This window comes from Methylophaga sp. UBA2496 (assembly GCF_002341635.1).
In the GTDB taxonomy this organism is placed as follows: Bacteria; Pseudomonadota; Gammaproteobacteria; order Nitrosococcales; family Methylophagaceae; genus Methylophaga.
Genome location: NZ_DDOK01000002.1, coordinates 1 through 26,687 on the forward strand (window position 1 = coordinate 1; position 26,687 = coordinate 26,687).

Sequence of the window (26,687 nt, forward strand, 5' to 3'; positions counted from 1 at the left end):
AACTTATTTCAGGACAAGACATTAAGCACTTTCCACTTTGACACTGTAACCGCAATCTTTCTGCGGGCAGACTTTTTCAGTACCTTTACTCTTGGTGGTTTTGATACTCAAAATCGGCCAATTACAATTAGGGCAAGGCTCGGCAACCGGCTCATTCCATATCGCATAATCACAGGTTGGGTATTCCGAACAGGAATAGAACACTTTGCCGCGTCGTGATTTACGGGTAAGGATCTCACCTTTTTTACACTTCGGACATTCAACACCGGTTTTATCCGGTTGTTCTAATGATTCAATATGCTTGCATTTAGGATAACTGCTGCAGCCGATAAATTTGCCGTATTTACCTGTGCGAATCCATAAGTCCGAATCACATTTAGGGCATTTACGTCCTTCAACAACTTCAGGTTCACTTGCAGTAGTTTCTTCACCATCAATATTGCGGGTGTAATCACACTCCGGATAGCCAGTACAGCCGATAAATCGACCACTACGCCCCAACCGGCTGGATAGTTTTTTACCGCACTTGGGGCAGTCTTCGTCTAACAGCTCCTGGGTCACATCGCTGCGCTGGACTTCTTTATCCTTAGTTTCAACCTGCTCTTTAAACGGGCCCCAGAAGTTGCGTAATAGAGGAATCCACTCTGCCTCACCACGTGACACCGCATCCAGATCGTCTTCCAGTTTGGCAGTAAAGTCATAATCCACATAGCGGGTAAAGTGTTCAACCAGAAACTTGCCGACGACTCTTCCCACATCAGTGGGATGAAAACGCTTCGTTATCAATTCGACATATTCACGTTGCAGCAAGGTGGATATAATGCTGGCATAAGTCGAAGGCCGACCAATATCGTGTTCTTCCAGACTGCGTACCAGACTGGCTTCACTGTATCTCGGTGGTGGCTCAGTAAAGTGTTGTTCCGGTCGAATAGCGACCAGATCAACCACCTCGCCAACTTCCATGGGCGGCAGAATATTTTCGTCCTTATCGCCTTTGGTATCGTCTTTACCCTCAAGGTAAACGCTCATAAAGCCGGGATTCACCACGGTAGAGCCATTAGCGCGGAACGTATTGCCTTTGCCACAGCCTAAATCCACAGCAACGGTATTCAAGGTTGCATGAATCATCTGACTGGCCAGGGTGCGCTGCCAGATCAGGTTATACAGTTTGTGCTGATCGACGGATAAATATGCCTTCATTTCATCCGGTGTACGCAGCACCGATGTCGGCCGGACAGCCTCATGCGCTTCCTGTGCATTTTTGGATTTGGTTTTATATTCCTGTGGTTTACTCGGCACTGATTTGGCGCCATAACGCTGACCGATAAACATGCGGATTTCTTCAATCGCCTCTGCTGCCAGAGACACCGAGTCGGTACGCATATAGGTGATTAAACCTTCCGCACCCTCGCCAGTATCCACACCCTCGTATAATTGCTGGGCAACACTCATGGTGCGCTGCGCACCAAACCCCAATTTACGCGAAGCTTCCTGTTGCAATGTTGATGTGGTGAAAGGTGCCGCCGGGTTACGTTTGCGTTGTTTTTTCTCAACGTGAGTAACCAGTAACTTGCCTTCAGCAGCCTTCGTTAGGGTTTTAACGACATCCTCCGCCTGCTCAGTTTTCTCGATACTGAACTGGCTGAGCTTTTCATTTTTATAATGCGTTAATTTTGCCTGAAACGGGGTTTTCTCAGCGGTTGCGTCTGCCTCAATGGTCCAGTATTCCTGAGCTTTGAACGCTTCAATTTCCAGCTCGCGCTCGACGATCATTCGTAAAGCAGGACTTTGCACCCGACCCGCAGATAACCCTCTACGCACTTTTTTCCACAGTAATGGTGAGAGCGTAAAGCCGACCAGGTAATCCAGAGCGCGACGTGCTTGTTGTGCATTCACCATGTCCATCGACAGTTCACGTGGATTGGCGACCGCATCGTTAACAGCCTGTTTGGTGATTTCGTGAAAGACGACACGGAAAACTTCTTTATCTTTTAAAACGCCTTTCTTTTTAAGCAACTCAAATAAATGCCAGGAGATTGCCTCTCCTTCACGATCCGGATCCGTCGCCAGATAGAGCGAATCGGCTTTTTTCATGGCTTTGGCAATTGCATCAACATGTTTACTGTTGCGATCAATTATCTGATATTTCATCGCAAAATCATTAGACGGGTCGACTGCGCCTTCTTTAGGCAATAAATCCCTGACGTGACCATAAGACGCCAAGACTTCTACATCTTTGCCCAGATATTTTTTGATGGTCTTGGCCTTGGCCGGTGACTCAACAATGACGAGTTTATTTCCCATAAAATCCTGTACCAAAAATAGACGCTCTAAATAACACTGCCCGTGTAAAACGGGCAGTGTTATGAATTATAAGAGCGGTCAAATTCAGTGAATAACCGCCTCCAAATCTTCAAACACCAGATCTTCCATCCAGGCATAAGCCACTTCTCTGCCCGGTTGATAAAACAGCACCATAAGTACCACCCATTTGAGCTGTTCCAGATCAATTTCTTCACTATCCAGTGCCAACACACGCTCGATGACAACTTCGCGGGTTTCGACATCCAAAACACCCACCTGTTCCAAAAACAATAAATAGCCGCGACACTGAATGTCGAGACGCTCTATTTCACTTTCGCTGAAAACACGGATATGTGTATTGGGATTGTCTGTCTGCGGGGCCACCACAGTCATATTGTCAAGCCAATCAAGCGCTTTGTGTATCTCCAACTCCTGAAAGCCTACCTGCTCTAATTCAAGTTCCAGGACATCTTTATCAGGTTGGCTGCTATCTTCAGTATCGATATAGTTTTCGAACAGATAGAGCAACACATCAATTACATTTTCTTTCATCGGCTTCTCTATTGTGGGCCTGATCAGGTTCCGGCTCGGACGTATCGTCCTCCGGGTAATGATGCTACCTGACCTTGCAGCTCCAGTAATAACAGCATGGATGAAACGGCATCAGCCGTCAATCCGCTTTTGTCAATAAGTATATCGATGTGGATCGGGTCATATCCCAGAAACTCAAACAGTTGTTGATAATCTTTATCTAATTCCGCTGTCGCCAAAACCTTCTCTGTCGTCGCATAAGGATCCTCCAGTTGCGGGACAAATCCAGCTAAAGCTCCCAGCTCTTCAATAATATCATTGGCTGTCTCAACTAACTTGGCACCTTCTCTAATCAACTGATGGCAGCCCCGTGATAACGGGTTGTGTATTGAGCCTGGTATGGCAAATACCTCCCTTCCCTGCTCCATCGCCATTCTTGCCGTAATCAGCGAACCACTTTTAACGGCGGCCTCAACCACCAGCGTGCCTAAACTCAAACCGCTGATAATACGGTTTCGCCGGGGAAAATTTTCAGCTTTGGGTGAAGTCCCCAAAGGAAACTCCGAAACGATTGCACCGATTTCTGCAATATGGTGCGCCAAATCCCGATTGGCTGCCGGATAAACCCGGTCCAGTCCAGTACCAATGACGGCGATTGTTTTGCCGGATGCCGCTAAAGCGCCTTTATGTGCCGCCGCATCGATACCTGAAGCCAATCCACTGGTAATGACAATATCGCCATCTGCCAGATAGCGGGCAAATTCAAATGCTGTATCACGCCCCGAAGCCGATGGATTTCGGCTACCCACAATGGCCAGTTGCCATTTACCAAGCAAATTAATATCGCCCTGAACAAACAATAAAGCAGGTGGATCCGGTATTTGCTTGAGCAGCTCTGGATAGAGCGGATGCTGCTGATCAATAACATGACGATTATCAGCCGATAACCATTCCAGATCGCGTTCAACCTGATCCCAGTCCGGAGATTGCAGTAAGGTCAGGATTTTCGAATCAACACCTTTTAACAGGCGAGCTTCACGAAAGATATCGGCTGGCTGATTAACTTGTTGAACAAGTTTGGCAAAGGTAGCTGGCCCGACACCGGGAATACGCTGTAAAGCCAGCTGACATGCCAGGGACAGTTGCGAAGCGGAAAATCGATGCAAACTGTTTCCTTTATTCTGCGGAACGCACCTTGTCAAACAGGTGCATGGAGGTTGTTGCTTTCATCACGATGGCGTAACTTACTTTGTCATAAAGCTTGAAGACCATTGCTTCCCCGGCATGTTCATCCGGTAGGGTTACCATTGCTTTGCGATCTTCACTGACCGCATCGCGAATCGTTTTTCCTGCTTTATATACGGATAAAACATGGCCGGTTTCCAGGCCGTCGCGACGACCGATATTTAATACAACAATCTGATACTGACCCACCTGAGAAACACCATCAAAGACAGAAATAATCACCCCTTCCATCGGTTGCGAGGGTGCTCTTGGGAAGAAGTTAAGATCAAAGTCTTCCTCTTCAACCGCTAACAATCTATCACCCACCATGACTTCCCGATTGGTGTAGGTTAAATCCATGGTGGAAACGTCCCCAGGCTCCCTGACCACTGCATCGCCTGAATAAATAGCTTCAACACCAAGCTCTTCACCAGTATTCGGATCAAAATAAATCTTTCCGCCACGAAATACACTGAATTCATCTTGTTCCGGCTCGGTAATTCCGCGTGCATAAACAATATCACCGGCTCCGGATAACAATCTTTCATCAGCGGTCGCGACAACATAGGGGGCAGCATCAAGCACTTCGGCCCCAACGACCCGCGGCTTGGTGAGAAACGGACGAATAATCGATAAAGGAATGGTACTTATTGCTTCATCCATCCTGATTTCACGCATTTCTGGTGAAAGTTTGAATGTTTGCTGACCACGATTCAGTTCCAGTACTGGCCGACCATCCCGGTAAACCAGTACTAATTCATCACCGGGGAAAATAAGATGGGGATTTTCAACCTGTGGATTAACTTGCCATATTTCCGGCCAGTGCCAGGGGTATTGGAGAAACTTCGCAGATATATCCCAGAGCGTATCGCCTTTGACTACCACGTAGCGTTCAGGATGGTTTGGATTAAGGGCTACCTGATTCGCAAGTAACGCAGAACTCATCAATAGGGCCATTAAACCCAAACAGATGTGACGTATCATCATAAAATCCTCATGGACGCTACAGGGCAGCCATTATCCCTGGATAAGCAGCAACGGCTCATAGTGTCTAATAAGCGTATACACTTATCAAGTCATCCGGCAACAAACTTGGTCTATAATGTGTCGATATCTCGACTGGTTAAACTTTTTTTGCCTGGAAAGGCCCTCTTCCTTGACGGAGTAAACAATGAAATTATCAGCTTTCTTTATTGCCAGCATGGCTACGATTGGCATTAATTCCGCTGCGATGGCTGCAGGCGATGTAGCTGCCGGAAAAGCAAAATCCGCTGTATGCGCTACTTGTCATGGTGCTGACGGCATTGCCATTATGCCGGTATACCCAAATCTCGCCGGGCAGAATGCGGAATATTTAGAGTCAGCACTTAAAGCTTACAGAGATAAACAACGTCAAGGTGGCATGGCCGCCATCATGCAGATGCAGGCAACAAACTTATCTGATGAAGATATCGCAAACCTTGCCGCATATTACGCAAGTTTAAAATAAATAAACTGCTGGTTAATTGATTCATAGCAGGTATTAACATGGCCTTACTAAACATATTGCATTTTCCGGATCCCAGACTGCGTCAGAAAGCCTTGCCGATAAAACAGGTAACGGATGATATTCGCCAGTTGGCTCAAGATATGCTGGAAACCATGTACGATGCTCCCGGCATAGGTCTGGCGGCGACTCAGGTGAACGAACAAAAGCGGTTAATCGTGATTGATGTTTCCGAAGATAAATCCAGTCCGCTGTTTTTAATCAATCCTGAATTACTGAACACTGAGGGTGAACGTGATTTTGAAGAGGGTTGCCTCTCGGTTCCTGAAGCCTACGAAACCGTTACCCGTGCCGATAAAATTCGGGTTCGCGCATTAAATCTTCAAGGCGAAACCTTTGAAATGGATGCTGACGGTATTCTGGCCACCTGCATTCAACATGAAATTGATCATCTGGAAGGAAAACTGTTTGTGGATTACTTGAGTAATCTCAAACGTCAACGCATCAAAAAACGGCTGGAGAAACACCAGAAACAAAAACTATAAGGACATCCATGCGCATCATTTTTGCCGGCACTCCGGACTTTGCTGCAACTATGCTGGCAGCTCTACTGACGACGGATCATGAAATCTGCGCCGTCTACACCCAACCGGACAGGCCTGCCGGTCGTGGCCGGAAACTCACTGCCAGCCCGGTTAAGCAACTCGCTTTACGGCATCAGATTCCTGTCGAACAGCCCATTAATTTCAAAGCCGAAGCGGATCGGGGAAAACTCGCCAGCTATCAGGCCGATCTGATGATTGTGGTGGCTTATGGGTTGTTACTGCCTCAAACGGTATTAGATACGCCCCGATTGGGCTGTATCAATGTTCATGCTTCTTTATTACCACGATGGCGTGGCGCTGCGCCCATTCAGCGCGCCATATTATCCGGGGATACGAAAACCGGCGTTTGTATTATGCAAATGGAAGCCGGATTAGATACCGGACCGGTTATCCAGCGTAGTGAAATTGCTATTGAAATGTCGGATACCGGTGAGACTTTACACGATAAACTTGCTCTTCTCGGCGCTTCTACCCTGCTGGATACGCTAAGTCGTTTTGATGAGTTACAGAAACACGCTGTTCCACAAAATAATGCTGAGAGTTGTTACGCTACAAAATTACACAAAGCCGAAGCCAATATTGACTGGTCACATTCTGCACAGCAAATCGATCGTCAAATCCGTGCATTTAACTCGTGGCCGGTTGCTCAGACCCTCTGGCAAGATAAGGTACTCCGCGTCTGGAGTGCTGAAATAATCGATAGTGCCAACAATGCAGAACCCGGCACTATTCTTCAAGTTAATCGTCAGGGGATAGATGTGGCTACCGGAGCCGGAATCATTCGTCTGTTATCTATCCAGGCACCCGGAAAAAAAGCGATGCCTGTCAATGATTTTCTGAATGCCCACCCATTGATAGCGGGTGATCATTTTGGCTAAAAGCAAAATATTGTGCGCACGTAGTGCAGCAGCTTTAGTTATTCAGCGGGTGACTCAGGGTCAATCATTAACGACGGCTTCTGTTGATATCATCAAGCGTCTGGACGAAACACAGCGCAGCTTATTTCAACAGCTGGCTTATGGTGTGATTCGCTGGCATCCCTTGCTTGAAGCACTCAGCCAACAATTACTTTCCAAACCATTAAAATCCAAAGATGGCGATATTCAAGCGCTTTTACTGATTGGAATTTATCAACTTCGCTCATTACGCATTCCGGATCATGCCGCCCTGTCTGAAACCGTTAGCGCCTGCAAATTGCTCAATAAATCATGGGCTAGCGGCTTAATGAATGCATGTCTGCGAAATTATCAACGGCAGCAGCAAGCAATGGAAAAATCCATCGCGGAACAGCCTGTCAGTCAATATGCGCATCCCGCATGGTTGATTGAAAAGTATCAAAACGACTGGCCGGAGTTATGGCAGAACATTTTGACAGCCAATAATCAGCAACCACCCATGATGCTGCGGGTTAACCGCCGGGAGTATTCCACTTCGGAATATCTGGAATTATTGGCTAAAGCCGGCATCCAGGGTGAAGCTATTGAAAATTGCCCTCAAGGCATCTTGCTGGAACAGGCATGTGATGTATTTGCCTTGCCGGGTTTTGTAGAAGGTGCCGTTTCAGTACAGGATGGTGCCGCACAAAAAGTTGCTGATTTGCTTGAATTACAGTCTGAACAACGCATTCTGGATGCCTGTGCAGCGCCGGGAGGCAAAACCTGCCATATTCTGGAAAGATTTCCAGCAAACCAGGTAACCGCACTCGATATTAGTGAGGAGCGGCTCAAACAGGTGAACGAAAACCTTTCCCGATTACATTTATCAGCTGATTGTCTGGCAGCAAATGCCAGCGATACTCTAAACTGGTGGAATGGTGAGCAGTTTGACCGTATATTGATTGACGCACCATGTTCAGGCAGTGGAGTCATTCGTCGGCATCCGGATATCAAACTGCTGAGAAAACCAGACGATATCGAACAATTGGTTCTGCAACAGCGAGCTTTGCTGGATAATTTGTGGCCATTACTGAAACCCGATGGTTTACTGGTTTACACTACCTGCTCTGCATTTAAGCAGGAAAATGAATTACAGATAGAAGCATTTTTGCAGCGTCAGCCTGACGCGATGGAGCAGCATCCAGCAAAGGCTCCAGCACGAAGAGTACGTTTTGGCTATCAATTGCTACCGGGAGATAACGATCTGGATGGTTTCTATTATGCCTGCCTGCGTCACCGCTAAACGTCTTCTGACGTCTGTTTTTTTGGTCTTTGTATCAGTGCAAACTGTACACGCGGAAGTTTTTCGTGTTGAAGAAGCTCGGACATCTCCAGCAGGCAATGGTTATCTATTGAATGCCAATATCAGTTATCCACTGAATCCCCGTGTAAAAGAAGCGCTATACAATGGTGTCCCTATAACGTTCGTGCAGGAGATTCAGCTCATCAGGATCTATCCTGTTTTGGGTGAATGGTGGCAATGGCGCAGCAATATCTGGTCAACCGAAATCCGTTACGTTTTGCGTTATCACGATCTCTCCCAACAGTATTTACTGCACTCAATGGAAACCAAAACGCATCGTAATTTTCCGACGATGGAGAGCGCGCTGATGGGTATGGGGGTGATAAAAGATTTCAGCTTACCCCCTCAGCATACCCTCGATACGCATAACCTAGTTCTCAGAGTACGCAGCCAGATTGATTTGAACGCCCTGCCGTCACCGATGCGGCCCGGCGCATTTCTGTCCAGCAAATGGGATTTAGCCAGCGAATGGTATGAGGTGGCATGGCCTTCCAACTAATCAGGGGACTCAGCTCAGGAACTGCACCGTATTTTTCACTGGCCTTGCTACTGTTAGTTCTGGCCTATTTACTCAGTGCGGCAACTCAGGATACCTCACGACTCAGTGACTTGTTTCTCTATATTTTCGGGCTGGGGCTGGTGTGCCTTTTATTGCTGGCCGGAATTCTGGCCCGTGGGTTATATCGGCTTTACCGGGATTTTAAACGCAAAGCACCGGGTTCCCGACTCACACTGAAACTGGTCAGTTTGTTTGTATTATTAATCGTCGGCTCAACCAGTATTGTTTACGGATTCTCTGTCCACTTCCTGCAACGCGGCATTAACAGCTGGTTTGATGTAAAAGTTGAGCAAGCTCTGGAAGATTCTCTTGAGTTAAGTCGCAGCGCTTTTGGTATACGTATGCGTACTTTACTGCGACAGACACGAATGATGGCGGGTGTATTATCAGAATTGCCAGACACCCGTCTGACCAATAGTCTGCGAGAGCTGGTGCAATTGAGTGGCGCCCTGGAAATCAGTATCTGGAATATGAGTGGACAACTAGTGGTTTCCAGCATTGAAAACCCGGCCATTTTTCTTCCCCAAGGTCCTGATGAATCGATTGTGCGCCGTTTGCAGCAAGGCGAAGACTATATAGGTCTGGATCCAGCAGCAAATGATGAACTGGAATTACGGGCTGCAGTAATGTTACCGCGTAAATCGATTCTGGCCGAAGAACGGTTTTTACATGTGGCTTTTCCGGTCAATGAACACTTGAGCTCCCTGGGCAAAAATGTTCAGGATGCCTACACGGATTACAAAGAGCTGAGCTATTTACGCAAACCGTTAGTCACCATATTCACCCTGACACTGAGCCTGATAGTATTTTTGACCATGCTTGCTTCAATCTGGTTTGCAGTATGGATTTCAAGACGTATGGTTCAGCCGCTACAGGAACTGGCTGCAGGAACCCAGGCCGTCGCTTCTGGTAACTACAATATGCAATTAACCGCATCCGGACATGATGAGATCGGTTTTCTGGTACGTTCATTTAATCAGATGACGCAACGCCTGACGCAAGCCAGAAATGCCTCCGATAGAAGCCATCGGTTACTGGAACAGCAAACCAGTTACCTGACGACAGTACTTGGCAGCCTGTCAAGCGGTGTTATTACCATTGATAACGATCTGTATTTGCGTACCGCCAATGTCGCCAGCAGTAAAATACTTGGCGTGAACTTGCAGCAACGATTGGAAAGCTCTCTGGATACATTGGGCAAAATCAATGACAACCTGCATAGCTTTTCCCTGTTAATACAAAACTACACATTCAAATCAGTTGCCTGGCAACAGCAGATAGAACTGCAACAAACCAAGGGACGTCAAACACTGATGTGTCACGGCACCCCTTTACCGGCTGACACGGGCTGGGTTATCGTGTTTGATGATATAACGACATTGCTTCAGGCACAGCGAAATGCAGCATGGGGCGAAGTGGCCAGACGTCTGGCACACGAAATCAAAAATCCGTTAACCCCAATCCAATTATCTGCCGAGCGCTTACAACACAAGTACGCTTCATTAGTGCCACCGGATCAAACAGAGACATTACAAAAACTCACTGATACGATCGTGCAACAGGTTGAAGCCATGAAAGATATGGTCAACGAGTTTTCTGATTATGCCCGCAGTCCCGGATTACAGCTGGAAAAAGTCTCCATCGGCGAATTACTCAGAGAAGTATTGACCCTGTATCAAAGTCATTCCAATCATCAATTCACTTTACTGAACAGTCCAACAGAGATTCCTATCAGGCTTGATAAAAACCGGATGCGACAGGTATTCCACAATTTACTGAAAAATGCCATTGAAGCCAGTGAAGAAGCGGACAAAGCTGTGGATATTGTGATCAGTTATCACGTTATCATTCAGCAACATATGCCGTGGTTGGAAATTACCATTAATGATCAGGGGCCGGGTTTTCCCCAGGAAATGATCGATAAACTGTTCGAGCCATACGCTACCACTAAAATAAAAGGCACCGGGCTGGGACTGGCAATAGTAAAAAAAATCATCGAAGAACATGGCGGGGATGTTTGGGCAGAAAACCTTAACCCCGAAGGAGCAGGTATAATAATCCGGCTACCACTGGAGGAAGATTAGGCGTGAGTACTGAAAAACCACTTATTTTAGTTGTAGATGATGAGCCTGATATCCGTGAGCTCATTAAAGATATTCTCGAAGATGAAGCCTACAGGGTCATCACGGCAAGTAATGGTGAGGAAGCGCGTCTGATCTTTACCCAAAAACAGCCACAACTGGTGCTGCTGGATATCTGGATGCCTGATGTAGACGGTATCAGCTTGCTGAAGGAATTTAAGCAACAAAATACAGGTGTCACCATTGTTATGATGTCAGGGCATGGCACTATCGAAACGGCCGTAGAGGCTACCCGCTCCGGTGCCAGTGATTTTATTGAAAAACCCTTATCCATGGCAAAATTACTACGTGCAGTGGAATTAGCCATTGAGAACCGTGCAAAACAGGCTGCTCAGCGTTATGAGTTTGCTTTAGAACCGGTCGGTAAAAGTGCCAAAATGGCGCAGCTGCGTGAACAGGCCGAACGTGTTGCCGGGCATGAAATGCCGATATTACTGATTGGCGAAGGTGGCACAGGGAAACATTGTTTTGCCTATTATCTGCACAGATTAGGCTTATATAACAACGGGAAATTCATTGAGTTCAGTCCCGAAAGCTTCCCGCTTGATAGCCACAAATTGATTTCACTGGCTCAGAACAACACGATCTATATCAATGATGTCGCTTTACTCAGTGACGAAGCTCAAGCTTTGCTATTGCACTTGCTGGAAAGTGGCCGTCTCAGAGAATGCCAGTTGATTTGTGCCACCCAGCAGGGACTGGACAAGGTTATTGCTCGTGGAGACTTCAGTGAAGGTCTGTTTTATCAACTTAATACCATCACGTTACAATTACCCGCATTACGGGACCATGTTGAAGATATACCCGAACTGGTGCATTTCTTTGTTGATCAGCAGACCTCACAAGCGGATTTGCCCTATCGCCGTTTTACCGTAGCGGCTCAGAACCGCTTACGAAATTATGCCTGGCCAGGCAATGTACTGGAATTAAAAAATGTCATTCAACGGTTGTTGGTATTTGGCGATTCTGATGATATTGATGTCGATGATGTGGAAGCGGCTTTGCTGGCCGAGCAACCACCCCAGGCGGATGACGTAACCGGTATCAACTTTGATCAACCCTTGCGTGAGGCACGCGAACAATTTGAACGGATTTATTTACTGCAGAAACTGCAGGAAACCGATGGCAACGTGGGCAAAGCCGCTAAATTAGCCGGTATGGAACGCACCCATCTGTACCGGAAGTTACGGGCGCTGGGCATTGATAGTAAACAAGTTTAAGGATTTGCAATGAAGATTCTAATCCTCGGCGCTGGACAGGTTGGTGCCTCCGTTGCAGCTACTCTCGCCCGTGAGGATGATGACATTACCTTAGTTGATACAGACGCCAATAGTCTGCATAAACTTCAGGATCATTACGATATTCGTACTATTCAAGGTCTTGCTTCGCATCCGGCCGTATTAGAACGAGCAGGAGCGGCTGATGCCGATCTGGTGCTGGCTGTGACCAATAGTGACGAAACCAATATGGTGGCTTGCCAGATATGTCATACGCTGTATAACACACCCACCAAAATTGCCCGGATTCGTGCTCCTGAATATCTTACAAAACCAGAACTTTTCAACAATGAAGCCATTGCTATTGATGTGCTGATCAGTCCTGAACAGCTGGTCACCGACTACATTGAAAGATTAATCAGTCATCCTAATGCCCTGCAGGTTCTGGACTTTGCTGATGGCCTGGTGCAACTGGTTGCTGTCCGAGCTTTTCATGGGGGGCCTTTAGTCGGTAATCCGCTGCGCGAACTACGAAAACATATTCCAAAAACCGAAACCCGGGTGGCGGCAATCTTCCGTAATGGCAAAGCCATCCTGCCGGAAGCCGAAACCGTCATCGAAGCGGATGATGAAGTATTTTTTATCGCCGCCAGCAAAGATATCCGCTCGGTGATGGCCGAATTACGACGACTGGAAAAACCGTATAAACGCATCATGCTGGCCGGTGGTGGCAATATCGGTATCCGGTTGGCCAGAGCGCTGGAAAACGACTATCAGATCAAAATCATCGAAGCCAATAGCGATCGGGCAGATTATTTATCAGAAGAATTATCCAAAAGTATCGTCCTGTTAGGCGATGTCGCCAATGAAGAGTTATTACTCGAAGAAGAAATTGATAAGGTGGACTTATTCTGCGCACTGACCAATGATGATGAAGCCAATATCTTATCGGCAATGCTGGCGAAGCGCCTGGGTGCCCGCAAAGTATTGTCATTAATCAATCGTGCCGCGTATGTGGATCTGGTTGAAAGCGGCACCATTGATATTGCACTGTCTCCCCAGCAAGCCACAATCGGCAGCCTGCTCGCCCATATTCGGCGTGGTGATATTGTAGCGGTGCATTCCTTGCGCCGTGGCGCTGCTGAGGCTTTGGAAGCCATTGCTCATGGCGATAAAGGTTCTTCCATGGTAGTTGGCCGACGCATTGATGAAATTGATTTGCCACCGGGCACCTCTATTGGCGCAATCGTTCGCGGTGAAGAAGTTATTATTGCTCACCGAAACACCATGATTGAAGCAGAAGATCATGTCATTCTGTTTTTAACCAATAAACGCTACATCAAAGAAGTTGAACGCTTATTCCAGGTCGGGTTCACCTTCTTTTAATCTTATGTCCTATTCACTTAAACATCATTTTCTGATCGCCATGCCAACCCTGATAGACAGTTTTTTCTATCATTCAGTGGTGTATCTATGTGAACACGATGAAGAAGGTGCAATGGGCTTAATCATAAACCGTCCCACCCGAATCATGATGCAGGAGCTACTTAACCACCTGCAAATCACCAATACTTCCGAATGGGCTAGCAACACCGCCGTTTTGTTTGGTGGTCCAGTGCAAAAAGATCAGGGTATGGTGGTGCATGATGGTGGGGAACAATGGAAAAATACCCTTAAGATATCCGAGCAAACGTTTTTAACCACTTCCAGCGATATCCTGCAATCATTAGGCACCCAGAACGGGCCGCCACATTCAATAGTCACTTTGGGTTATGCTGCATGGGAAGCCGGTCAACTGGAACAGGAAATAGCGGAAAACAGCTGGCTGACCGTGCAGGCGACCCCTGAACTGCTATATCAAACGCCCGCAGAGGAACGCTGGCATGCGGCAGCTAAATTACTGGGCATCGACATCAATCTGATGTCTAATACAACTGGTCATGCATGAATTCTGAGAAAAATATACTCGGTTTTGATTTTGGCATGAAAAGCATAGGTGTTGCGGTCGGTCATCAATTAACCAACACGGCCAGAGGCATTGCCGCTTTATCCGCCCGTGATGGCATTCCGGATTGGGATAGCATCGCTAATTTAATTAAGGAGTGGCAGCCTGGTCTTATTGTGGTTGGCTTGCCGCTGAATATGGATGGCACCGAACAGTTAATGACCGCCGCCGCCAGAAAATTTGGCAACCGGATGAACAATCGTTTTAATATTCCGGTGGCCTGGCAGGATGAACGCCTGACAACCTTTGAAGCACTCGATCAAATGGGAATACGCAGTAAAATGCAGTCCGATAAACGCAGCGATGTCGATAAACTTTCGGCTCAAATTATTCTTCAATCATGGCTGGACCAACAATGACAATGCCCCAAACCACAGCGGAAATTCAAAGTCTGCTAGAAGAGATGGCTGAATCCATACGTGATGATCTCGCCGACAAAGATCCGTTGCTGATCGGAATCCATACCGGTGGCGTCTGGGTCGCAAAAGCCTTGCAGAACATTCTTGGCGAAGACTTTTTTGATGCGCCGCTTGGCACCCTGAATATTGCCTATTATCGTGATGATTTCACTCGCATCGGCATGCATCCTCAGGTTTCGCCTTCCGATCTGCCCTTTGAAGTAGACAATCGCCATCTGGTGTTAGTAGATGATATTTTTTACAGTGGTCGCACAACACGGGCTGCGCTGAATGAAATTTTTGATTATGGTCGTCCAGCGAGCGTGACGTTAGCCGTGCTGATTGAACGGGATGGTCGTGAATTACCCATCCGTCCGGATATTGTTGGGGCCTCCGTTATTTTACCCCGCAATCAACATTTAAAACTTCGTAACCGCGATGGTTTGCAACTGGAAACACGCGCAGCAGGAGCGCTGCATGCCGAGTAATCAACTGACAGAAGGTGGCCAATTGCGGCATTTTCTGACGATTGAAGGTCTGAAACGCCCATTACTGACAGAAATCATGGATCGGGCTGAGCAGTTTTCCAGTATCAGCCATCGCCAGGTAAAAAAAGTCCCATTGCTACGTGGCAAAACCATTATCAATTTATTTTTTGAAAACAGTACACGCACCCGTTCAACCTTTGAGTTAGCTGCCAAACGTCTTTCAGCCGATGTGATGAACTTTAATATCAGCACCTCTGCAACCTCTAAAGGTGAAAGCCTCCTCGACACACTGCATAACCTTGAAGCCATGCACACGGATATGTTTGTGGTTCGCCATGATCAAAGTGGTGCAGCAGAGTTTATTGCCCAACATGTCGCACCGCATGTCAGTGTTATCAACGCAGGCGACGGCTGTCATGCTCACCCCACTCAGGCCATGCTGGATATGTTTACTATCCGCCGCCATAAACAGGATTTTGCCAACCTTCGCGTGGCAATAATCGGCGATATTCTGCACTCGCGGGTAGCCCGCTCACAAATTCAGGCGCTAGCCACACTTGGTGTAGGTGAGATCCGCGTTATTGGTCCACAGACGTTATTACCGCGTGAGAGCCAAACACTGGGTGTGCATGTTTATCATGACATGGCTGCGGGTCTTGAGGGTGTAGATGTGGTCATTACCTTACGCTTACAGCTTGAACGTATGCAAGGCGCTTTATTACCCAGTGCACGGGAATATTTCCGCTGTTATGGGCTGACCGAAGAAAAACTTAAATATGCAAAGCCGGACGCCATTGTCATGCATCCCGGCCCGATCAATCGTGGTGTTGAAATAGCCTCGTCAGTTGCCGATGGGCCACAATCAGTGATTCTTGAGCAGGTAACCCACGGTATCGCCATTCGCATGGCGGTGATGTCGATGGCCCTGGCCAGTCAATCAGAACAGGCAGAAGTCGAATAATGAAGATTTGTATTCAAAATGGTCGTGTCATAGACCCTGCCAGCCAACTTGATATCGATCACAATGTTTACATCGAAGATGGCCGCATCATTGCCATCGCTGAAGAGTTGCCCGGTTTTGATGCCGATATCGAAATTGATGCCTATAACAAAATCGTCTGTCCCGGACTGGTCGACCTGAGTGCCCGGTTACGTGAACCCGGACAGGAGCATACTGCCACCATTGAGAGTGAAACCCGTGCTGCTGCTGCAGGAGGGATCACCACATTGGCCGTTCCACCTGATACCGATCCAGTAATCGATAATCCAGCAGTAGTTGAATTGATCGAGGATCGAGCAAAAAAGGCCGGCCGCACGATGGTGCTCACCGTAGGTGCATTGACCCAAAAACTGAATGGCGAACTGCTGGCAGAAATGGCCGCGTTAAAAGCAGCGGGCTGTGTGGGGGTCAGTAATGGCGTGACCGAAATTAAAAATACCGTAGTCTGGCGCCGTGCACTTGAATATGCTGCTACGCTGGACTTGACTGTATTTATTAACCCCGCTGATCCCTGGTTACAAAAACAGGGCTGCGTGCATGAAGGAACGGTCAGTGCCAGATTAGGTTTATCCGGTATCCCGGAAAGTGCGGAAACCATTGCCGTAAGTCGGGACTTAATTCTGATTGAACAAACCGGAGTGCGTGCTCACTTTCACAGTATCTCTACAGGAAAAGCGGTCAAACTTATTCGCGAAGCACAAGAGCGTGGCTTACCTGTTACTGCTGATGTCAGCGCCCATCACTTACATCTTTGTGAACATGATCTGGGAAATTACGACAGTTTCAGTCATGTGATGCCACCCTTACGAAGCGTACGGGATCGCGAACAGTTAAAACAAGGCTTACGTGATGGAGTCATTCAAGCGGTCTCTTCTCATCATCAGCCGCTGGATGCCGATGCCAAATTAGGTCCGTTTGCCGAAACCCTGCCGGGCCTTTCGGCACTGGAAACCCTATTACCCCTGACACTCAAGCTGGTAGAAGATGATGAAATCACCCTGCATCAGGCTATTGCCAGTCTGACCTGTCAGCCAGCCGCTATTCTGGGTATTGAAGCAGGACAACTCAAAGCCGGTGCCAGTGCTGATATCTGTATTATTGATGCGGATGTACAATATGACTGTCAGCCCTCCGAATTTGTCAGTGCCGGAAAAAACAGCCCTTTTGGCGGGTGGTTGTTTCAGCATCAGGTCAGCCATACGCTGTTTCAGGGTAAACTCGTTTATCAGCGCCAGCCCAACTAGCCCATGCGGAGTCTTTAAAATGACAATTATGCGTTATTGTTTTCGAGTTCTTGGTTTGCTCGCATTTACTGTACTGTTTTCAGCCTGTACTCCTGAAATTGGTTCAGATGAATGGTGTGTGCATATGAAAGAGAAGCCCAAAGGTGACTGGACAGCAAATGAAGCCGGTGCTTATGCGGAACATTGTCTGCTCTGACTATCATGTCGCAACCGTTATTTGCATTTGATTTTGATGGGGTAATTTGCGACAGCGCCATTGAAACCGGATTAAGTGGCTGGCAAGTTGCAGCGCAAATCTGGGGAGATATGCCAAAGCAAATGCCGGAACAAATCCTGACGGATTTTCGTCAGGTGAGACCGGTGATGGAAACTGGCTTCGAATCGATTCTGATATGTCGACTATTGTTTGAAGCGATTAGCCCAGATAGTTTATTAAATGATTTTACCGGCCAAATCGACAATCTTGTGCTACGGGACCAGCTTGATAAAACGGATTTAAAAAAACGGTTTGGTGTGTACCGGGACAGCTGGATTGACGCCGATTTTGCCGGCTGGATCAAAATGAATCCGCTTTACCCGGGTGTTATTGACCTGTTAAGTCAAATCCCCCGTCACCAGCTTTTTATTATTACAACCAAACAGGAACGATTTGTCAGTGCGATCCTTGAAGCCAATCAAATAACTGTGGAGCCTACACAAATCTATGGTTTGGAACGTAATCTGAAAAAGCCTCAAATTCTTAATCAGCTTCAGCAATCACATCCACAAACCGCTATTCTGTTCATTGAAGATCGACTGCCCACATTACTGGATGTTATTGCGACCGCTTCCCTGTCCAGCGTTCAATTGTATTTCGCAAACTGGGGTTACAATACTGAAGATGACAAACATCACGCATACCTGCATCCCAGAATCACCCATATAGATTCACCTTCTTTACAAAACTTGACACCATGTTGAGGTAACATCCCCTTGGAACTCTCGGCAGGGAAATTTGCCCATAAACGGAAACCAGACATCGCACCTAGCTGAATTCAGTTTAGACCATCATTCGAGACAACATCAGCCAATGAAGCACAAACTTTTATGGCATGCTCTATTGCTTACCATTATGGGCCTTACAGGGTGTGAGCGTGACAGACCACAGGCAACACAACAAATAAAACCTCACCTGGTTGAAGTCGTCACAGCTGAATTAAAAGATATTTCCGTTTCACGCGAACGTAACGGCACATTAAGAGCCATTCAGGAAATTCAGATCTTCAATCAGGAAGAAGGGCAAATTGCGGAGCTGCCTTTTTTTGAGGGCGATCAGGTTGAGAAAGGCCAGGTTATCGCCAGACTTGATGATCGCTTGCTTCGCTCCCAACTCACCCGCGCCCAGGCATTAACCAGAAAATCTGCTACCGATCTTGCCCAAATCAAAGATCTGGTTGCCCGAAAATTGACGACTCAGACCGAATTAACCCGTATTGAAACAGAACTCGCTGTCGCCCAGGCTGAACAGGAATCCCTACAAACCCGCCTATCCTATTTTGTCATTCGTTCTCCGATAAGTGGCGTCATTACACAGCGTAACAGTGAACCCGGCAACATTGCTGAGCGTTATTCACATCTGATGACGATTGCCAATCAACAGACGTTAATTACCGAAGTGCGCCTCTCAGAATTACTTTTAAACAATATTCAGGTCGGTGATGATGTATCCATTCAAATTGATGCATTACGTACTGGCCGACGTCCGCATCCAGACCTCACCGGTAAAATCAGTCGAATCTTTCCGGATATTGATCCAATGACCCGAACCGGAACACTTGAAATAGCGTTGTCCCCCGTTCCGGAAGGTGCCAGGGCTGGCCAATTTGTCCGTGTAACGCTCACCACACAACAGGCAAAAAGACTGTTAGTGCCATTTATCGCGCTGCGCCGTTCTGTCGAAGAGGAGTATGTGTTTATTGCAGATAGCGATAATGTCGTGAAGCGTGTGCCCGTCTCTACCGGGCTGGAAATTGCAGATCAGATAGAAATTGTAGAAGGCCTGGAAGGCGGTGAGCAGGTTGTTATTCGTGGATTTACCAATCTTCGGGAAAATAAAGCGGTGAAAATCGTTAATGCGCCTGCTGCAAGACAAGCCATGCCGGCATCAACCAAACAAATCACTTCCCAATGAAAATCCAGGGAGGTGGGCTGGCAGCCTGGTCGATTAAGCACCCGATCGGTGTCTCAATGATTGCAGCAACAGTCATCGTCCTTGGATTAGCGGTTTTAAGCCGCCTGGCAATCGATCTGCTACCCCAAATTGTCTATCCCGATATTCGGGTACGTATTCTCGATCCAGGTGTCCCCGCAAGTGTCATGGAAGATCAGGTCACACGGTTAGTCGAAGAACAGTTAGCGATTACCGAAGATGCGTTAAACGTGCAGTCCTCTTCTGATCTCGGTTTGGTTGAAATTGATATTACCTTTGATTATGGCAAAGATATCGATATCGCCCTCCGAGACGCCAGTACGCGATTGGATCGGGCCAAAACCCAGCTCCCCGATTCCATTCAACCACCTGAAATCTACAAACGTGACCCATCACAGATCCCAGTTATTGAATTTGTCGTTAGCTCTGATTTAATGGATTTAGTTGATCTGCGAACCTGGACCGACGATGTCTTAAGCAAATGGTTTATTAATTTGCCTGGGGTTGCTGCCGCAGAAATCGGTGGCGGGGTTGAACGCGAAATTCAGATCATCCCAGACCAGCAGCGCCTGGCAGCGATGGGACTCAGCTATCGCAATATTGTAGATGCCATTCAGACAGCCAACGATGATATCGCAATTGGACGATTGCAAATGCCGGGCAATGAGATTACCGGTCGCATTGGTGGCCGATTGAATTCGGTTGAAGCAATTCGGCAACTACCGATTGGACGATCAGATAATAATATTATCAAACTGCATGAAGTGGCTAAGGTTGTCGACAGCAGTGAAGATGAGAGACTGCGAATCCGGGCCAATGGTATCAGCGGCATCAAAATGGCCATCCAAAAACAGCCAACGGCCAACACGAATAATGTGGTTGAAGTGGTGAAACGCCAACTGCTCTGGCTTGAAGAACAGAATGTCATCCCCCCCGGCATCGATGTGACAACCGTGACAGACCAATCTGTCTATATCAAACAGTCTCTGAAAAATGCTGCAACAGCCGCTATCAGTGGCGGTATTCTGGCCATGCTGGTGGTGTATCTGTTTCTCGGCAATTTACGTCGTACCTTAATCATTGGCAGTGCTATCCCAATTGCCATTATGTTTACCTTTGTATTGATGGGCATGGGTGGACTGACGCTCAATATCATGACCTTAGGCGGTCTGGCGCTTGGTGTGGGAATGCTGGTGGACAACACCATTGTCATGCTGGAAAACATCTATCGTCATCAATGCAAGCATGAGCAACCCCTGGAAGCCGGTACCCATGCAGCAGCGGAAGTCAACGGTCCGATTATCGCTTCAACATCAACCAACCTTGCAGCCATTTTGCCGTTTTTATTTATCGGCGGTTTAACCGGATTATTGTTCAGCGAACTGATTTTCACTATTTCAGCAGCCATTTTTGCCTCTATGGTGATTGCCCTCACCCTGGTTCCAGCCTATGCCGCCAAAGTCACCCAAATCAGCAATAATCCCATCCGTAGAATGATGGATGGTTTAATTGGCTTTTTACAATTGGGTTACGGCAAAGTCATTCGTTTTTTCCTGAAAATCAAATTGTTAATCATCGCGTTATTTATTGGTGGCTTTGCCCTGAGTTTGCCAGTTTTTACCAGTGGTCATCAGATCTTACTGCCCAATATCGATGACGGTCGTATTGAAGTACGGATGATTTCTGACTCCGGTGTCTCGGTGGATGAGATGGACAGTTATGTTCAGGAGCTTGAACGAATCATGCATGCCAAACCGGAAACGATGACCATCTTCACTCTGGTAGGGGGCAGCGTCTTCGGACGCTCTCAGCGTGAAGAACCCAGTCGGGCAGAAATGACTGTTGAGCTTGTGCCTGCGGATGAAAGGGAGATATCCAGCCAGCAATGGATAAAAGATATCCGCAAACAGGTCGATGAACTGCAGATCGCGGGACTACGCGTGTTTTTATTTCAACGCGGCATTCGGGGATTACGCACTCATAGCGGAGATCAGGATATAAGTCTGCGATTACAGGGCAATGATTTTTCTGTCATGAAAACCGTTGCCGATGAGATCGCCGATAAAATGCGACGAATTCCGCAATTAAGCAATGTAGAACACTCTGCAGAAGATGAACGGTTTGAAATTTCCATCAAACTGAATCGGGATAGAGCACAGGAACTTGGGTTAAACATGCAGGATCTTGCTGAAGCCGCTCAAACGGCTTTGCAGGGACGCGTTATCAGTGATTTTCTTGAAGGTAACCGCTCTTATGATATCCGTCTGAGACTTCCTCAGGAAGAAATGAACAATCCACAGGCGTTACGATCCATCATTCTGTTTCCTTCATCAGATGGAAGCACACCGTTATATCTTGGCGATGTTGCCGAAATTGAATTACTGGATACACCGTCACGGATTCGTCGTGAAAACCAGATGCGTATTGTAGAGTTATCAGCTGCATTGGTTGATGGTGCAACGTTAGGAGAAGCCTTGATTCAACTGGATCAAATGCGTCAGGAAATTAATTTACCATCGGGTTATACCATCTACGATGGGGGGCAAAGACAAGCCCTTGAACAACAGCAAAATCAAAACCTTCTTCTGATTGCTCTGGCATTATTTCTGGTTTTGGTCGTTATGGCGATTCAGTACGAATCGTTGCTTAACCCTATCATTATTCTGTTAAGCGTTCCGTTTGCTGCGATTGGTGTAGCACTGGGAATTTATTGGATCGATCTGCCACTCTCCATGCCAATTTGGTTAGGTACGATTATGCTGATTGGCATTGTGGTCAATAACGCGATATTACTGGTGAACTATATTGAGCTTGAACGACGACACAACAACAACTTAACCGAAGCCGTCGTTGAAGCCGTGCGACTGCGGTTGCGTCCGATATTAATGACCACATTGAGTACGGTCATGGGGATGCTGCCACTGGCGATTGGTTTTGGGGAAGGTTCTGAAATGTTGCAGCCACTGGCGATAGCCGTAGTATGGGGATTAAGCTTTTCGATGATGGTCAGTTTACTGCTGGTTCCTCTGGTATATCACCTGTTTCACTCGATTAGAGATCGAAACACACTTGATAACCAGGCAGCTTTAACTTAGAGGGAAAGGTCTACCAAATAAATGGCGGAGCGGACGGGACTCGAACCCGCGACCTCCGGCGTGACAGGCCAGCATTCTAACCAACTGAACTACCGCTCCGCGACCTGATGGTTAACAGACAACCGGTCAGGAAGCGTGCAAGAATACAGCAAAAAATCAAAAGGTGTTAGTGTTCAACGGAAAAAAGCTTTTAGGACCAGATAAGTATTTGAAAAAACGTCTATTAAATGGGTCTATTGATTGCTGGACAGCTGCCTTGGCGAAGAATTAAAGACAAAAAAATCCCCCGGAAGCGTTAATAATTGCCTCACGGGGGATTTGGATTACATTGCTTCAGCTGCCTGGACCGCTTTATTTACCAATCGTTTTGCAGCACCCTTCGCGCCGGAGTTTTTGATCTGTTCCAGATTGACTGGCTCGCCTACGATAATAGCGCCGCCCATGCCAGCGCCGAAATGCGGTGTGCATTTATATATGTAGATACCTTCCTGAGTAAAAGTACGGCTGTAGTTTTCACTCATTTGAGACACCCACATTTCTGCACCTTCCGGAATCAGGCCTTCGATTGACTCGGTATTATGTGTACTCATATTGGTCCAGGATACAGAATCACCCGGTGCAATCGTGACAACAAGCGGTTCATAAATCAAACCTTGAGCAGTCACTGTATGATTTTTTGATTCTACCGTGGCGGGAGCAGCCACCTCTTCCGGCTCTGCCTTAATACCAGCTTCTTTAGCGACTTCTTCGAGTCTTGCTTCAGCATCAGCCCGGCCTTCAGCAGCTGCATTTTCTGCCGCAGCAATAGTTTCGCTGGCACGTTCACTGACACTTTGACTGGTTTCCTGAGCGCTCTCAATGGCAGACTCTACCGCATCGCTCGCGTTATCCACTACCTCTGTGTGTGTATTACTTTGCAATGCTTCTTTTTCCTGCTGTGAGGCCTCAGAAACCTGTTCACTGATTTCCGAAGTGGGTTCTGATTGAGCAACCTCCTCCGTCGACTCAGCAACCTCCGTCATTTTTTCGATTACTTCCTTAGGAGAGCTTGGTCGATCGTAATGATCACTGCTTCCAGAGATAAAGGATGAAACAGCAGCCACAACAAAAACCGCTATGGCAATAATAATGACCGCAGTAATAATTGAACGGGAATGACGCATTAGACTCTCCAATTTGATAAATTTTTACCGATCATACCATCCCCCTAACGCTATTTATAAGCAATTCAGTCCTTTTCTTTGACCTGGGACAATTTATGGTTAGCAATCCGTTTTCTTGGTGTTTTTACAACACGCCAAAATAGTTTTGCACTTTCATCCTCAATTAAAGGTGTTAACTAGCAAAAAAAGGGCATTACTCCTGAAATTATGTGCGCAACTTCCCGAAAAACATCGATAAAAATAAGTGAAAAGCATCACCTCGTTGCATTTATACAACAATTTTTTATGTTTTTTTTCATTCAAACAACACGTTACAGGTGGGGCTGCATTAAACCAGATGGACGGCTACTTACAACCAACTATTTACAGGCCATCCAAGAAAGCATGTTTTTTATGACTTCAACTTAATTCCTTCCCAAATTCATATTGGTTAAAAACAGCCACCCCCAAACTATGGCCATCTTAAACCGCATAAACACTTGGATTAGCGTGGTGATTTGCGTTGTTTTAGGAATTTTTCCTATATGAAGCTAAAACGGCTAAAGCTAGCCTGCATGAGCTTTTTACGCACAGGAGAGAGAAATGAATCTAAAACCAAAACTCATCAGCTCGGCGATAATGTCATCGCTGATGCTGATGCCTTATGCCGTTCTGGCTGAGGAAGATGCAATTGATACAGGTAAAATGACCGTCACCGGCATTTTGCCTGATCGTCTTGAATCTGTTCCAGGCTCTTTCGATATTATCGATGAGGAATACCTTGAAGAGCGCCGCCCCATTTCCAATATTGAAAGAATGAGATCTGTACCAGGGGTTCATGTTGTTGCGGATGGCAGCATGGGTTTTGATACCAATATTGGTATACGTGGCCAAAATCCACGTCGCAGTGCAAAAACAATGATTATGGAAGATGGCATGCCGTTGCAGCTTGCTCCATATTTAGATCCTGTTGTGCATTACACACCAGCATCAAGCGCTGTAAGTCGTATTGAGGTTGTTAAAGGTGCGGGCCAAATCCTTTATGGACCACAAACACTAGGCGGTGCGGTTAACTTTATTACTAAACCTGTACCGCGTAATGGCGAAATCGAAGGTAGTGTATCCACAGTTTTTGGTAATCAGGATTACCGTTTACTGCATGGTAATGTAGGTTTTGGTAATGAGATCGGTGGCGTGATGTTCGATTTCACCCAGAACAAAGGTGATGGCATCTTCAAAGGTGGTGAGTTTGATGTAAAAGATTATCGCTTTAAAGGTGAACTGAATATCACTGATCGCCAAACGCTTGGCTTAAAACTGGTTCACACCCGTGATCGTCGTAATCAAACAGAAAATTACTTAACCATTGATGAATATGATCGCGATCCATTTAGTCATCCAACAGTTGATCTGGATGATTGGGAGCAGGATCGTGATGTTGTTCAGCTGAGTCATATTTTTGAAGTCAATGATAACCTTACCTTACGGTCACAGGCTTATTATACGGATACTTTCCGGAACGGTTTACGTGCGTCTAACACTGGTCGTATTGATGGTGATGGTTTTAGTTCATCACGTCTACGCTCTTGTCCTGCGGCTGGTGGCGGGACTATTCTTGCCAGTGAAGTAGGTGATGTAAGCATTTGTGGTGGCCGTCATGCGCCACGCCAATACTACACCTGGGGTGCTGAAACGCGTGCTGACTTTGGACATAGTCTGTTTGGCCTAGAAAACGACGCGATTGTCGGTATTCGTTATCACGAAGAAAAAGCACATCGCCAGCAGGTCTTTGCTACCAACCCTGCTCAACGTGAAGACTACAAGCTTGCCTTGATTGAAGGTGAAGATCGCGAAGGTTCAAGGTTAGACGCTCAAGCTATTTCCTATTTCGCACAAAACACCACTTACATCGGTAACTGGTCATTAACTCCGGGGTTCCGTGTGGAAGATGTTCGTACCACGGATAAGGATGAGTTCACTGGCGAAAAAGAAAATGATAACTTCACCGAGTTTTTGCCAAGTTTTGGGGTTGCCTGGAATGGCATCGCCAATACAACCATCTTTGCTGGTGTGCATGAAGGGATTTCCCCAGCGCGTGCAGATCGTGAGTTCACAGCCGATGGTGGTAGAGCTGAACCTGAAGAAAGTACTTTATATGAATTAGGTTTCAGAAGTGCTTACTTTAACGGCGTTGTTGTCTCTGCAACCCTGTTCCACAACGATATTGAAAATACAGTTGTAGATAACGGTGCGACTTTTGACAACAGTGGTGAAAGTGAGCAGCAAGGTATTGAGTTAGCTGGACGTATTAATTTTGGTGATATCTATGGTACAACCAATAATTTCTATATTTCAGGTGCTTATACCAACTTATGGACAGCTGAATACAAGAAAGCTGAAAACCCAGATAACGATGGCAACAGAATGCAATATGCACCTGAGCATTTGTTAAATCTGGATTTTGGTTATGAACACGTCAGCGGTATCAATGCACGTATGGGTGTACAACACGTTAGCAAGCAATATGTTGATGACGAAAATACCCGTGATGAACTTCGTGATGGTGAAAATCCTGAGCGTCGTACAGGTGTTGCGGGCATTATCCCAAGCCAAACCATTTGGAATGCCAGCATTGACTATCGAGTACCAAATTCTGGTGTAACACTGTTTGCCGGTGTTGAAAACTTGTTTGATAAAGAATATCTGGCAAGTCGAAACGAAGGGAAATTACCAGGTCGTGAGCGTCTGTTCTTCGGCGGTATTACTTACGACTTTTAACCAGCTTCAACGTTGACGGAGAAGGTATGCAGAACATGTTTTAA

The 26,687-nt window shown here is 46.7% G+C and carries 23 protein-coding genes and 1 tRNA gene; 18 read left to right on the forward strand and 6 right to left on the reverse strand.

The window, feature by feature from the left end:
• Positions 1–21 precede the first annotated feature (21 nt).
• The 4 genes from topA to B2W60_RS00335 all read right to left on the reverse strand — a co-directional run bounded on the left by topA (position 22) and on the right by B2W60_RS00335 (position 5,043).
• Entirely contained in the window at positions 22–2,304 is a 2,283-nt protein-coding gene (gene topA / locus B2W60_RS00320) for a type I DNA topoisomerase (RefSeq protein WP_292361180.1), read from the reverse strand.
• Positions 2,305–2,388: 84 nt separating this feature from the next.
• A complete protein-coding gene (locus tag B2W60_RS00325; protein ID WP_292361179.1) occupies positions 2,389–2,856 on the reverse strand; it encodes a DUF494 family protein in 468 nt (155 codons plus the stop codon).
• 23 nt (positions 2,857–2,879) lie between these two features.
• Complete coding sequence (dprA, locus tag B2W60_RS00330; protein WP_292361178.1) at positions 2,880–4,001, reverse strand: DNA-processing protein DprA; 1,122 nt, start codon at positions 3,999–4,001, stop codon at positions 2,880–2,882.
• A 10-nt stretch (positions 4,002–4,011) separates the two neighbouring features.
• Positions 4,012–5,043, reverse strand: coding sequence for a LysM peptidoglycan-binding domain-containing protein (locus B2W60_RS00335; protein ID WP_414673315.1), 1,032 nt, complete (start codon positions 5,041–5,043; stop codon positions 4,012–4,014).
• 187 nt (positions 5,044–5,230) lie between these two features.
• Between B2W60_RS00335 and B2W60_RS00340 the strand changes: the two genes are divergently transcribed.
• From B2W60_RS00340 to B2W60_RS00420, 17 genes are all read left to right on the forward strand, one after another.
• A complete protein-coding gene (locus B2W60_RS00340) occupies positions 5,231–5,548 on the forward strand; it encodes a c-type cytochrome (protein ID WP_292361176.1) in 318 nt (105 codons plus the stop codon).
• 38 nt (positions 5,549–5,586) lie between these two features.
• A complete protein-coding gene (gene def / locus B2W60_RS00345) occupies positions 5,587–6,090 on the forward strand; it encodes a peptide deformylase (protein ID WP_292361175.1) in 504 nt (167 codons plus the stop codon).
• 8 nt (positions 6,091–6,098) lie between these two features.
• Positions 6,099–7,028, forward strand: a complete 930-nt coding sequence (fmt, locus tag B2W60_RS00350; protein ID WP_292361174.1) for a methionyl-tRNA formyltransferase — start codon at positions 6,099–6,101, stop codon at positions 7,026–7,028.
• On the forward strand, positions 7,012–8,328 hold the full coding sequence (rsmB, locus tag B2W60_RS00355; protein WP_292363953.1) for a 16S rRNA (cytosine(967)-C(5))-methyltransferase RsmB: 1,317 nt from the start codon (positions 7,012–7,014) through the stop codon (positions 8,326–8,328). Before fmt ends, rsmB begins: the two co-directional genes overlap by 17 nt.
• 37 nt (positions 8,329–8,365) lie before the next feature.
• Entirely contained in the window at positions 8,366–8,887 is a 522-nt protein-coding gene (locus B2W60_RS00360; RefSeq protein WP_292361172.1) for a DUF4390 domain-containing protein, read from the forward strand.
• Complete coding sequence (locus tag B2W60_RS00365) at positions 8,872–11,031, forward strand: sensor histidine kinase (protein ID WP_292361171.1); 2,160 nt, start codon at positions 8,872–8,874, stop codon at positions 11,029–11,031. The genes B2W60_RS00360 and B2W60_RS00365 overlap by 16 nt, the downstream gene beginning before the upstream one ends.
• A 2-nt stretch (positions 11,032–11,033) precedes the next feature.
• A complete protein-coding gene (locus B2W60_RS00370; RefSeq protein WP_292361170.1) occupies positions 11,034–12,308 on the forward strand; it encodes a sigma-54-dependent transcriptional regulator in 1,275 nt (424 codons plus the stop codon).
• 9 nt (positions 12,309–12,317) lie between these two features.
• Complete coding sequence (trkA, locus tag B2W60_RS00375) at positions 12,318–13,691, forward strand: Trk system potassium transporter TrkA (RefSeq protein WP_292361169.1); 1,374 nt, start codon at positions 12,318–12,320, stop codon at positions 13,689–13,691.
• 40 nt (positions 13,692–13,731) lie between these two features.
• The gene (locus tag B2W60_RS00380; protein ID WP_292361168.1) at positions 13,732–14,253 is read left to right on the forward strand and encodes a YqgE/AlgH family protein; all 522 of its coding nucleotides are present in this window, start codon (positions 13,732–13,734) and stop codon (positions 14,251–14,253) included.
• Positions 14,250–14,669: a Holliday junction resolvase RuvX gene (gene ruvX, locus B2W60_RS00385; RefSeq protein ID WP_292361167.1), complete on the forward strand. Its 420-nt coding sequence runs from the start codon at positions 14,250–14,252 to the stop codon at positions 14,667–14,669. The genes B2W60_RS00380 and ruvX overlap by 4 nt, the downstream gene beginning before the upstream one ends.
• The gene (gene pyrR, locus B2W60_RS00390) at positions 14,666–15,196 is read left to right on the forward strand and encodes a bifunctional pyr operon transcriptional regulator/uracil phosphoribosyltransferase PyrR (protein WP_292361166.1); all 531 of its coding nucleotides are present in this window, start codon (positions 14,666–14,668) and stop codon (positions 15,194–15,196) included. Before ruvX ends, pyrR begins: the two co-directional genes overlap by 4 nt.
• Positions 15,186–16,157 carry an aspartate carbamoyltransferase catalytic subunit gene (locus B2W60_RS00395; protein ID WP_292361165.1) on the forward strand — a complete coding sequence of 324 codons (972 nt, stop codon included), beginning with the start codon at positions 15,186–15,188 and terminating at the stop codon, positions 16,155–16,157. Before pyrR ends, B2W60_RS00395 begins: the two co-directional genes overlap by 11 nt.
• Complete coding sequence (locus B2W60_RS00400) at positions 16,157–17,440, forward strand: dihydroorotase (protein ID WP_292361164.1); 1,284 nt, start codon at positions 16,157–16,159, stop codon at positions 17,438–17,440. The genes B2W60_RS00395 and B2W60_RS00400 overlap by 1 nt, the downstream gene beginning before the upstream one ends.
• A 19-nt stretch (positions 17,441–17,459) precedes the next feature.
• A complete protein-coding gene (locus B2W60_RS00405) occupies positions 17,460–17,636 on the forward strand; it encodes a DUF3012 domain-containing protein (protein WP_292361163.1) in 177 nt (58 codons plus the stop codon).
• Positions 17,637–17,641: 5 nt separating this feature from the next.
• Positions 17,642–18,400, forward strand: a complete 759-nt coding sequence (locus B2W60_RS00410; protein ID WP_292361161.1) for an HAD family hydrolase — start codon at positions 17,642–17,644, stop codon at positions 18,398–18,400.
• A 109-nt stretch (positions 18,401–18,509) separates the two neighbouring features.
• On the forward strand, positions 18,510–19,610 hold the full coding sequence (locus B2W60_RS00415; RefSeq protein ID WP_292361160.1) for an efflux RND transporter periplasmic adaptor subunit: 1,101 nt from the start codon (positions 18,510–18,512) through the stop codon (positions 19,608–19,610).
• Positions 19,607–22,723, forward strand: coding sequence for an efflux RND transporter permease subunit (locus B2W60_RS00420; RefSeq protein WP_292361158.1), 3,117 nt, complete (start codon positions 19,607–19,609; stop codon positions 22,721–22,723). Before B2W60_RS00415 ends, B2W60_RS00420 begins: the two co-directional genes overlap by 4 nt.
• Before the next feature lie 22 nt (positions 22,724–22,745).
• On the opposite strand, the gene B2W60_RS00425 is transcribed toward B2W60_RS00420, so the two are convergent.
• Positions 22,746–22,822: transfer RNA gene (locus tag B2W60_RS00425), tRNA-Asp, on the reverse strand.
• A 224-nt stretch (positions 22,823–23,046) separates the two neighbouring features.
• Entirely contained in the window at positions 23,047–23,886 is an 840-nt protein-coding gene (locus tag B2W60_RS00430) for a plastocyanin/azurin family copper-binding protein (protein ID WP_292361156.1), read from the reverse strand.
• 582 nt (positions 23,887–24,468) lie between these two features.
• Here B2W60_RS00430 and B2W60_RS00435 point away from each other — a divergent pair.
• The gene (locus B2W60_RS00435) at positions 24,469–26,643 is read left to right on the forward strand and encodes a TonB-dependent receptor family protein (RefSeq protein ID WP_292361154.1); all 2,175 of its coding nucleotides are present in this window, start codon (positions 24,469–24,471) and stop codon (positions 26,641–26,643) included.
• Positions 26,644–26,687 lie beyond the last annotated feature (44 nt).